General features: G+C 61.8%; 8 protein-coding genes. 2 read left to right on the top strand and 6 right to left on the bottom strand.

The features are described 5' to 3' along the window. The 6 genes from AAF555_11670 to AAF555_11645 form a co-directional block, all read right to left on the bottom strand. Nucleotides 1–2,480 (bottom strand): hypothetical protein (locus AAF555_11670; protein ID MEM6912222.1); only part of this gene is annotated, 2,480 nt, incomplete at its 3' end. Further along, on the bottom strand, nt 2,480–4,591 hold the full coding sequence (locus AAF555_11665) for a VWA domain-containing protein (GenBank protein ID MEM6912221.1): 2,112 nt from the start codon (nt 4,589–4,591) through the stop codon (nt 2,480–2,482). The genes AAF555_11665 and AAF555_11670, both read right to left, overlap by 1 nt. Next, nucleotides 4,588–5,604, bottom strand: coding sequence for a VWA domain-containing protein (locus tag AAF555_11660; GenBank protein MEM6912220.1), 1,017 nt, complete (start codon nt 5,602–5,604; stop codon nt 4,588–4,590). Before AAF555_11660 ends, AAF555_11665 begins: the two co-directional genes overlap by 4 nt. Beyond that, a complete protein-coding gene (locus AAF555_11655; protein MEM6912219.1) occupies nt 5,601–6,332 on the bottom strand; it encodes a hypothetical protein in 732 nt (243 codons plus the stop codon). Before AAF555_11655 ends, AAF555_11660 begins: the two co-directional genes overlap by 4 nt. After that, nucleotides 6,329–7,195, bottom strand: a complete 867-nt coding sequence (locus AAF555_11650; GenBank protein ID MEM6912218.1) for a DUF58 domain-containing protein — start codon at nt 7,193–7,195, stop codon at nt 6,329–6,331. Before AAF555_11650 ends, AAF555_11655 begins: the two co-directional genes overlap by 4 nt. Nucleotides 7,196–7,226: 31 nt before the next feature. Beyond that, nucleotides 7,227–8,201, bottom strand: coding sequence for an AAA family ATPase (locus AAF555_11645; GenBank protein ID MEM6912217.1), 975 nt, complete (start codon nt 8,199–8,201; stop codon nt 7,227–7,229). A 350-nt stretch (nt 8,202–8,551) separates the two neighbouring features. On the opposite strand from AAF555_11645, the gene AAF555_11640 reads away from it, so the two are divergent. Both AAF555_11640 and AAF555_11635 read left to right on the top strand, forming a co-directional pair. Beyond that, nucleotides 8,552–9,088 carry a hypothetical protein gene (locus AAF555_11640; protein ID MEM6912216.1) on the top strand — a complete coding sequence of 179 codons (537 nt, stop codon included), beginning with the start codon at nt 8,552–8,554 and terminating at the stop codon, nt 9,086–9,088. Nucleotides 9,089–9,773: 685 nt separating this feature from the next. Beyond that, on the top strand, nt 9,774–10,376 hold the full coding sequence (locus AAF555_11635; GenBank protein MEM6912215.1) for a hypothetical protein: 603 nt from the start codon (nt 9,774–9,776) through the stop codon (nt 10,374–10,376). The last annotated feature ends 224 nt before the right edge of the window (nt 10,377–10,600 follow it).

Here is a 10,600-nt window from a genome sequence, read left to right as displayed (position 1 = left end):
TCACTCAATTCCAACCCATCGTGAAGCGGCTCTTGAAAGGCGGGCGCGTAGGCATAGCCGGGGCCCTTGCGGGCCGACGCTGCTTCCACTACGACCGCCCCTTGCCGGCCTCCCTTGGCCCAGCCCGCCCCGACCCAAACGAGCGCTCCTAAAAACAGGCAAGCGGCCACGCCCACCGCAATCCACCAAGCTCTCCCTCGATAGCGAAGTGCTCCCGACAGAAGCAGCCAAAAAGCCAAGCTGGCCCCCAGCGTGGCTATTCGCGGCCAAGGCCCTGAAACCCGCTCCCAAAGAGGGCGCTTGTCCACCACTTCATTGCGCGCCAAGGCCCGCGCGGCGGTCAGGCTTGCTGCTAAGGGCGCATCAAAAGGCCGAAACAACTCCGCTTGGCGATAGGCCAAGATGGCCCGCCCGAGGTCGCCCGCTTCAAACCAGGCATTACCCGCATTTTGCCAGGCAGAGTCGATTCGCTCCCCCGCGAGCGCGGTCGCCTCAAACTGCAAAGCCGCTTCCCGGTAAGCCGCTTGCGCTTCAAAGGTCCCCTGTCCCGCCTGCTGCGCGTCGGCAAACAAGCGCTCCGCCTTTTCCCAAGAAGGCCGAGAGGCCCCCTCTGCCCCATCTGGCCCACCAGCCCGTGCAGGGGACGGGGCGAGCGAGCATCCCAGCCCCCAGATCAAGGCCAGCCGGAGGCAGGCCCGGCGAACCTGCCGCGCGATTTCCCGGAGCGAGGGAATCTTGGCCGTCGGCGCCTCGGGACGGAAGCGTTCGGCATCGATGGCCGCATGGAGCGAGGCCACCCGCTTCCGCGTTTCCACGGGCACTTCGATCTCGGCCAAGGCTTTCTCCGTATCGCCGGCCGTCCAGGCCTGGCCGCGGGCTTGGAAGCAGGCTCCCAGCAAGTCGAGAAAGGCCTGCCAGTGCGCGGGGGAGCCCTCGCTCGTCCGGCGAAATCGCGCATAGGCCTCGGCTTGCTGGCGATACTCCGGGTCCTGGGCCCGCCGGCGCCGCTCACGCACCAGGGGCCAGGCGAGCGCGAAAGCGATTGGCCCGAGCCACAGGAGCACCCAAAAGGCCCGATCGAAAAAACGCAGCAGCCCGCTCACCACGTCGTGCCAGGGCCTGGCCACTTGGTTGTGCCAAATGCCCTCGGGCTGGGCCGTGAGCGGAACGGCCGCATTCGCGAAAGAGCGCAACGCGAGGAATTCCCGACCTTGGTTGGCGGCCACCTGCAGGGGAAGGGCCTCCGTGCGACGCTTGCGATAGGCCCCGCTCACCGGATCGAAGACTACGAACTCCAAGGCGGGGAAGGCCTGCACCGAACTGCTCAAGGCCCGAACCCGGGTTTGAAAGAGGGTGCCCTCCGGGTGCCAGCGTTTCCCAAAGTCCTCGTCCACCAGGAAGCGCGAGCGAAGCCCGGGCTGGCTTACGAGCGAAGGCGGGGGACGCAGGCCATGCGGCACCTCGCCCCGCAGCGCAATCTCCAGGGAGAGCAGATCGCCCACTTTGACTTCGGTTGGTTGCACTTCGATGTCAATCTCCACCGGCTCAAACCATCCGCTGAAGGCTCCCCCCGGCGCGGGCGGCAAGGGGAGGACCTCGATCTCCCAGGCATCCGCCGTGGTGAAGAGTCGATCGTAGAGCTGGCTCGGCTTGGTGGGCTCGAAGAAGCTGTTGTTGAAGTGGGCGGCGTACCTCGCGAACTCCCGCCGCCCCTCCGCCAAGTAGGCGCACTCCAGTCTGGTTTCCGGGATCGCCACCCGACCCGGCTGGCTGAAGCGCAAAAAGAGCGGCAAGGTGATTTGGCCGAGGGCGTTTTCTTGGCTGGGGGCGAGCGTGCGGGTAGCGATGACCCGTCGCCCACCCACGGGCAGGCCGACCTTGCCCTCCTCCGACCCGGTGTGGCGTGGGATGACCACCTCCACCTCGGGATCTTGGAAAAAAGCCGGATTCAGCTGCAGCGCTTGCAAGCGACCGGCGGCCAAGGAACTCTCCCAGCGCAAGTCCACCCGCAGAGGCTGGCCCACGTAGACTGTCTGCTGGTGGGGCTGCCAGGTGAGGGCCATCTCCGCAGAACGGAGGGGCTCTCGCACCCGGAGTTGCTTCGGCTCGGTGCGAAAGGACTTGCCGGGGGCTGAAAACTCGAAAGCCGGTAAGATCATCAGCCCGCTCCCAGTGGGTAGAAAACGGACCACGGCCACCGAGGCCCCCTCCGTGGAAGAGGGCGTCTCCCGCAGCTCGATCTCCAGAATCTGACAGCTGTCTGACTGGGGCCATTCCGCGGGTGCCTCGCTCACCACGCTCTCGAAGAAAACAAGAGCGCTCGCCACCCGATCCGCGAAGAGCGATTGGTCTTGCACATGGAGCGTCACCACCTCGGCGGGCCCTTCCGCTGGCTCGACCGTTGGTTGCACGGGTTCATAGGTCTGGGCCGAGGCCATCCCCGAACACCAAAGGCACGCTAGCTGGAGTCCCCGTCTCATCAGTAATCCTTTTCCACTTGGCCCGCCGAGGCCTTGGCTCGCTCCTGTTGGCGAAATTGCAAATTGCCTTCTTCCTCAGCCAAAATGTCCTCGACCGAGTAGTTCGGCACGGGCAGCTCCTGCATCTCAGCCCCCATCGCGAGATCGCCGGACGAGGGCTGGGAACTGCTTTGGCTCTCGGAGTCTTCGTCCGCGTAGTCGTAGTCCTCCTCATAGTCTTCCCATTCCTCTTCCTCGCCCTCGCCCTGGCTGCTTTGGTTGCCCCCCAGCAAATCCAAAATCGCTTGCAGCGCTCGCTCGGCCAACAGCTGCTCCCCCCGGGCCGCCGGCCAACTCCCCCAGCCAGCCAACTGCCCCTCGGCCCGGGTCTGCGCCGCCACCGCTCGGCCCATCAGCTCGAGCGGCTCTTGCAAAAGCGTTTCCATCCCGGGCAAGCCTCCCAGGGAGGAACCGGCCAAGGCCGCATCGATGGCCCCCATCTCCTCTTGCAACGATTCCCCCGCCGCCCGGAGGCTGGCCTGCTCCTGCTGGAATTTTAGAGAAAGGGCGGGGGCGTTCTCAGGCGGCACCGCGGGCGGTGCGTTCCGTTGGGGGCGGGGGCGGCCTCGCTCCCCATCCGCCGCCAGCGTCTCTTGGCGGAGTGCTCCCTGCGCTTGCCAAAGCACTTGCAGCCGCTCCACCAGCGCTTGCAAGCGCTCCTGCAAGGCCTCCTCCGCCTGTTCTTGGGCCGCCAGCTGCTGCCGCAGCGCCGCCACCACCTGCGCGCTTGCCTCCAAGCGAGCCCCGGCCCGCACCCCCTCCGGCGCGTAGCGCTTGGCAGAGAGAAAGGCCCGCTGGGCCTGCTCGGCATGGGCCAGCGCCAAGACAGGATTCTCGCCCGCTTGGGCTTGGGAGAGCTTCAGCAAACTCAAGCCTAGGTTGAGCTGCATGGCCGCCAACTGGGCCGGCTGCGCTCGCGAAGCGGACTGGGCATAGAGCTGGGCGAAATCACTCGAAGCCACCTCATATTGCCCCGCCTCCATTTTCAGGACGGCCGCCTCAAAGGCAGAGCGAAAAGGCTCCTCCGCGCGACTCTTGAGCGGCGCCCAACTCCACCCCATCAGCAGCATCCCCCGCCCCCACCAGCGAAAGCCCAAGCGTCCCCGGCCCTCCGTTAGGAGCAGCAAACAGAGGGCTGGCACCAGAAAGAACCCTGCTGCCTCTTGGTAGACGAGCTGGCCCGCCTCTTGGGCAGTGGCTTGGACCGGCTTGCCGGAGGCCTCTTCTTGGTAGAGCGATCCCAGATGAAAAGGCCGCGTGCCCACCCCGGCGTAGCGGGCCCGGGGCACCTCCTCCGCCAACCAACGCAAGGGGCCCTCCTCCAGCCGGGTCTCCACCAAGCGACCCTCCGCCTCCAGCAAGACGGCCTGCCCCTCCTCATCCAAAATGGGAATGGGCGAGCCCTGTTCCGGATCGCCCAAGCCCACCAAAAGCACCTCGCTCTCGCTCTCCCGCAGGAGGCTGGCCACGCGCGTCATCTCCGACCCATGGTCCCCCCCATCAGTCAAGACCACCAAATCCTGGACCCCCGCGCGCCCCGCTAAAAAGACTTGGTCGAGGACCTTCTCGACCGCCGCTTGCAAATGGGTGCCGCCAAATTCCACGCTCCGAGGCTGGGCCTGCTCCAGCATGTAGCGAACAAAATCATAGTCGTAGGTCAGTGGACAAAGAATGGAAGCACTCCCGGCGAAGATCACGAGCCCCACGCGCTCCTGGTCAAAAGTCGCGAGAGCGTCCCGGATGGCTTGTTTGGCCGCCTCCAACCGGGAGGGCGGCAAGTCCTCCGCCAGCATGCTGCGCGAAACATCAAGCGCGAAGACCACATCCCGCCCGGTCAGGGAGGTCGCCTCGCTCCGCGGGGAATGCCCCGGCCTGGCTAAGGCCAAGACCAGCAAGGCCAGGGCACTGAGCCGTAAGACATCCCGCCACCGCAGCGGGGGGCCGGACCTACGGCCGAGCGACTCCATGACCCGGCGGCGCTCCCGGCCGGCCCGGGCTACCAGCCAGCCCGCAGCTGCCACCAGCAGCAGCAGCCAAAACATGGCCGGCCATTGAAAAACCCACCCCGTCATGGCACCACCCGTAGCCAAGTGGCTTCTAAAAACAAGGCGCTCACCAAGGCCCCGACCGCTCCCAAGAGCGGCAGCCAAAACCACTCCGCCACCCGCTCGAAGCTGCGGAGCGAAATCTCCGAGCGCTCCAGCTGATCGATCTCGCCATAAACCGATTTCAGAGAAGCGTAATCGTGGGCCTGCCGGAAGACCCCGCCCGTCTCTTGGGCCAAATGTTCCAGCACGCGCTCCGCCGGGGAAAGCTCCTCCAAAAGGGCCTCCGGACCGATCGACTCCCCCAGACTCACCACGTAGATCCGACAGCCCCAAGCCTTGGCCAACCCGGCCGCCTCCGTCGGCAGATGCGCCCCGGAATTGTTCTCCCCATCGGTCAGCAGAATGATGATCTTGCTGGAAAGCGCCTCGGCCGCCTGACCGCGCCCCGCGCTCTTGAGTTCTTCCAAATTTTGCAGCCGGGCCGCCGCGATGGCCAGCGCATCGCCGTAGGCCGTCCCATCCTCATTGGGTCGCTCCTGGATCTGCAAGCCCCGGACAATTTGCAAAAGCGCCTCATGCCCGAAAGTCAGAGGAGAGCGCGTATCGGCATAGCGGGCAAAGGTGATCAGGCCGATGAGATCGTGCGGGCGACCCCTTAGCGCCCCGCCATCCCCGGCGATGAAGCGCTCGACCATCTTCTTAGCCAAATCCATCCGCGTCAGCCTCTCCCCCTCGGGCCCCTCCAGCGTCATATCCATGCTGCTGGACACATCCACCAAAAGCTGAATGGCGATGCCTTCGCTGACCTCCTCTTGGTCGCTCGCATCGCCCTGCGGCCAAGCCAGCGCCGTCAGCACCAGCGCCACGGCCAGGCGGCGGAGGGTGGGCGGCAGCCACAGAATCCGCGCCCGCCCCCGCCGCCCCCCAGACCAGGGCTGGACCGAGGCCACCGGAAGGGCCGAGCGGAGGCCATCCCCCCGAGCCCACCACCACAGCAGCGGGATCAGGAGCAAAACCCAGGGAGCTCCGAAGCTCATTCCAACGCCTCCTTCTCTAAAGCCGCGCGCAGCGGAGACAAGGCCCCCGCCGGGCCATAGAGCGCCCCAACCAAAGCCTGCTCCACCTCCGTCGAAAGCTCGTCAGCTTCCTCCGCCAAAAGCCGTTCCATCAAGGGCACCGGACGCTCGCCCCGTTCGAGAGCCTCGCGCAGTGCCTGCCAGGGCGAGACCCCCTCCACCGCCTCGTCCCCCCGCCTTCGCTTTCGCCACCACAGGCCCCCTGCGACCAAAACGCCCCCCAACACCAGCCACCCAAAAAGCCCGGTCGCCCGCCCTCCCTCTGGGGAAGCCGAGGACGCGGGAAAGGGCTCCGGCGTGAAATCGTCCTCAGCCACCGCGCCATAACTCGCCACCACCACCCGGAGCGGCGGCAGCTCCTGCGAGCGGGTCTCGCCCGCTCGGGTCACCCGCGCCTGCCAACCCGCCAGCTCCACCGGACCCGCCTGCAAAGGCTGCAAGATCCAGCGCACCTCCTGCCGATACAGCCCCTCCTCCAGCGCCACCGGCCAGCTCTCGCGCGCCACCAGGTAGAGAGCCTCTTGCGCCGGCATCTCCAAGGCTAGCTCGGCGTAATCCGGGCTCACCCAGCTGGCCCGCAACTCCAGCACATCCCCCGGCCGGCACTCCTGGGGCGTGATCGTCCACCTCACCTCCGCCAGGCCCAGCATCGGGAGCCACGCTCCCAGTCCCCACAGCACCCCCCTCATTCGCCGGAATCGTCGAAATCTCGTCGCCGGCGCGCTTGGAAAAATCCCGCCAACGCCTCCACACAATCCGCCCCCACCTCCAAGCGCAGCCCATCCACGCCCACCGCCAGCAGCTCTTGTCGCAAGCCCGCCTCGGGCAGCGCGCTCTTGGCCGCCATCGCCGTCAGATCCACCACTTGCTGCTGGCCCGATTCCGCGTCCTCCATGCGGAGCAGGCCGCTGGCCAAGGAAGGCAGTCCCCGATCGCCAATCTGGATCGCATTGAAATCATGCCGCAGCGCCAAGGCTTGCAAATCCAGGAGAAAGGCCTCGCTCAAAAAATCCGACAGGAGGAAAGCAATCGAAGGCCGCCGCGCCAAGTGGCCGAAGCACTGGAGCGCCTCCGCGAGATCGGTGCCGCGTCCTTCGGGTTGGAAATTCTGCAAGGCATCCAGAATGCGGAGCGCATGGCGTCGGCCCTTGCCCGGCGGGATCACCTCCTCCACCTGCTCCGTAAAAAGAAGGAGACCCACGCGATCCTGATTGCGAACCGCCGCCAGCGTCAAAAGCGTGGCCGCCTCCACCAAGGTCTCGCGCTTTTGCCCACCCTCATCGTAGCGCATGGAGGCGGACAAATCGACCAGGAGATACACGAACTGCTCCCGCTCCTCGATGTAGCGCTTGATATGGGGCTGGCCAGTCCGGGCCGTCACCTTCCAATCCATCGTCCGGACATCATCGCCCGGCTGGTAAGGACGGACGTCCTCGAACTCCACCCCGCGACCGCGAAAAACGGAGCGATACTCCCCCGCCAAAAGATGCTCGACCGGCCGACGGCACCGGAACTCCAAAAGGCGCAAGCGGCTTTCAACTTCGTCCAACATGACATCACGAGAGCCTCCGCCCTCCACACTACTAGCCCGCAGACAGGGGCACCTGCTTGAGCAAACGCTCTAGCAAAACATCTGAATCCAGGCCCTCGGCCTCGGCGCGATAAGAAATGGCCACCCGATGGCGCAAAACATCGTGCGCCACCTCCTTCACATCCTGAGGCGTCGTGTAATCCCGCCCCTCCAGAAAGGCCTGCCCCCTGGCCGCCAACGAAAGATAAATGGAAGCCCGAGGGGAAGCGCCGAAGCGGATGTAGCGCTGCCAATCCAGCCCCGCCGCCTCCGGATCGCGCGTGGCCTGGACCAGGCGGAGAATGTAACGCTCCACCTTCTCATCCAAAAAGACCTCCTCGAGAGCCCCCCGCATCTCCACCAAAGCAGCCAGCGTCAGCACCGGCTCCACCTCCAGCATCGGTTCAGCCCGGGCCATCCGGCGCATCACCTCCAGCTCCTCATCGGTAGACGGATAGCCCACCTTCAGCTTGAACATGAAGCGATCGACCTGCGCCTCCGGAAGCTGGTAGGTGCCCTCCTGCTCGATGGGATTCTGCGTCGCCAGCACCAGAAAGGGCCTGGGCAGGGGGAAAGTCTCCTTGCCTAAAGTCACCTGCTTCTCCTGCATCGCCTCCAAAAGAGCGCTCTGGACCTTGGCCGGAGCGCGATTGACCTCATCCGCCAGCAGAAGATTGGCAAAGATCGGGCCCTTCTCGGGGGTGAACTGGTGCTCGCGGGGATCGTAGACCAGCGTGCCCGTCAAATCGCCCGGGAGCAGATCGGGGGTGAATTGGATGCGACTGAAGGCCGCGTGCATGGCCTTGGCCAAGCTATTGACCGTCAGGGTCTTGGCCACCCCGGGCACCCCCTCCAGCAGGACATGCCCGTCGCACAAAAGCGCCAAAAGCAAGCGCTCGACCAGCTTCTCCTGCCCCACCACCACCCGAGCCACCTCGCGCCGCACAGCTTGCAAGGTCTCGGCGGCGGGTAGGGGGGCAGAACTCATCCGGAAAAAATTACGCGCTGGCTAGGAAAGGGTTTCCAGCCATCCACCCTCTAAGCGGCGGTGGCAAGCGGCAGTCGAAGCCACAGCCCCTCAAAAAGCCCTTCTACCAAGCACCCCAAACCCCGAACCCCGAACCCTGAATCTTCACAAGAGTCGTTGGTTCGCGAACCTCACAGTGATATCAGCAAGGACACAAACCTCTGAAATCACCCCGCCCAGATCACCGGATAGACGCACCCCAAGCCAGAAAAACCTTGCAAACCCGGGGCCCGAAGCGCATGCGCAAGGAGAGACTCACCCCGTGATATCACTTCGCAAGGTGATACGAATAAGTACTGTTCTCTTTAATAATGGCTCGCTTGTTCTTAATAGCCCTGTTTTCACTTTTTTTAGTAAATTGCAGTGAACCGAATTACCTCTATTATGGAGTTTCTAAGAGTGATCCTCAACTTGTATTTTCTAACTCTTACAATGAGAAAGGAAAGTATCAAACACAAAGCACACTGCTAGATTCTCCGAGAATAGAAGTGGTTCATTTAGGCACATACTCAGTTGAAGATTTTTCACTACTAAAATCTACAGTGCGATTTTGGGGGTTTATGGACACTGCAAAATATGAAATAATCGAAGTTTCTATAGAAAATAGAGATCTCAACAATAACATCCTGAGTCACATAAAAAATAAATCTCTAGATTTACCACTAAAGTCACCTAGTGAATCTAGACCAGAAATATCAAGAATATACAGACGCAGTGAAATGCCTGATCGGATTATTCAGACTATAAATATCCTGATAAAGGATGGAAATAAGACTAAACCTATTTATTATGAATTTAGACTACACAAAACAAGTAAAGGCGGCTGGGATGCCGTAATGGGAATTTAGAGAACAAGGCAGCGCACACCAATCCACTACCGCGCCTTGAGTCGAAATTTTAATGATATTTATGAACTTTAACCTGAAATCAAAGTGCGCCCTCCGGTAGTGGATGGGTGGCTTTGGACGTTCTCTCAAAAAATGACAGAGGCTCCCAAGGAAGCGGCGATACGGTGTGAGCTTTGCGGAGATGAGACAGAGCCATCGGAGATCGCAGTCGTAGATGGCAAGACTTGCTGTCGACCATGTTCTGCCTCAATTCGCTCCGATCTCATGCTGGTCGATCATTTCATCTCGTGGCACGGTGATCTGCCAATCGCTCAGATGAAGATTACTAGATATCCAGAGCGAACAGAGTTTCGGCCTGGGCTTTTTGGTGCTGTTGCGGAGTTCGAGCTTCCGGATATTCTTGGATCGATCACGATGCGAGCCGACGGTCAGTGTGATTCTGATGCACTCCGGGTCTCCACCGGCGAACAGATTCTTTGCAGCTATGCGATTCTGATCAACCCGTCCGAGGTCTCCGATCATCTGTCAGCCACCTACGACACAATCGGGAGAGAACAAGCGGGTGGACACCAACCGCCTACACGCCCTGACTCGACGTGACCCTGTTTACTTCAACCCTTAACCCTGTTGTGGAGTGGCGCTGCCTGTAGGCGGCGGGTCACCCTTGACGTTCTCCTGAAGAAAGATGCCTGACACGATCATGAAAACCATGTCTCTCTACATCTCTCTGGGATGCATCGTTGTGGGCAGCCAATTGCAGGCAGAGGAACCGCATTTCCGCACGGCGTCGGTAAAACTGACTTCAGAGATCGCTAAGGGTTCTATTCGCGGCGAAACTGCAATCCAGATGGCGGCGGCGGGAATTGATTTCCCAGTCCTTCTTCAGCGGGCTATCGAGGGTGATAGAGCAGCGGTTAAGCTGCTTTTTTGGTCAAGCGCCAACATCGGGTTGGACGGTGGAGCTGCGGATGGCTTTGGCTCCTACCTACTTGACGTGGCTGAGAAGATCGGAGATGCCAAGCTTTCGCAGATTCTCTCGTCAATCAAAGATCCAGAGACACTCGAAACCATTAGATTCTTCTTATTGGACGAATCTGGGTTTTCCATACCTGAAGAGGGCTCCAGCGAGAAAGCTATTACGGCGGTTTCAGAATTGTTACCAAAGACATGGGTGCACTTGAACTCAATTGGAGAACAAGACGTCGCACCACAATCCGCTACCCGCACCGAGTCGAAGTCGGAGGGTGACGACAAACTTCAACCTGAATCGGAGGAGCGCTCCCGGTAGCGGATGTGTGGACTTCGACGTTCGGCTGAGAAATGATAACCCTTGCAGCTATCTTCGGGATCCTAGCTATAGGTCTCGGGCTATGAAGTGGACCCATAAACCGGAGCCAGGAAGTAGTTGAAGAATTGGAGCTGTTCTGAGTGGGTGGATTCACACCGAAAAAGAACAGACCGATGAGCAAAAGAAAGAGAAGGCACCTGAGTGCCGAATTTAAGGCCCGAGTA

Source organism: Verrucomicrobiota bacterium (genome assembly GCA_039027815.1).
In the GTDB taxonomy this organism is placed as follows: Bacteria; Verrucomicrobiota; Verrucomicrobiia; order Verrucomicrobiales; family JBCCJK01; genus JBCCJK01.
This window is presented reverse-complemented; position numbering and strand designations above follow the sequence as displayed.

Bases quoted from the DNA above. Each gene is read 5' to 3' on its own strand.
- AAF555_11665 (MEM6912221.1), bottom strand. From the start codon at position 4,591: ATGACGGGGTGGGTTTTTCAATGGCCGGCCATGTTTTGGCTGCTGCTG.
- AAF555_11660 (MEM6912220.1), bottom strand. From the start codon at position 5,604: ATGAGCTTCGGAGCTCCCTGGGTTTTGCTCCTGATCCCGCTGCTGTGG.
- AAF555_11655 (MEM6912219.1), bottom strand. From the start codon at position 6,332: ATGAGGGGGGTGCTGTGGGGACTGGGAGCGTGGCTCCCGATGCTGGGC.
- AAF555_11650 (MEM6912218.1), bottom strand. From the start codon at position 7,195: ATGTTGGACGAAGTTGAAAGCCGCTTGCGCCTTTTGGAGTTCCGGTGC.
- AAF555_11645 (MEM6912217.1), bottom strand. From the start codon at position 8,201: ATGAGTTCTGCCCCCCTACCCGCCGCCGAGACCTTGCAAGCTGTGCGG.
- AAF555_11640 (MEM6912216.1), top strand. From the start codon at position 8,552: ATGGCTCGCTTGTTCTTAATAGCCCTGTTTTCACTTTTTTTAGTAAAT.
- AAF555_11635 (MEM6912215.1), top strand. From the start codon at position 9,774: ATGCCTGACACGATCATGAAAACCATGTCTCTCTACATCTCTCTGGGA.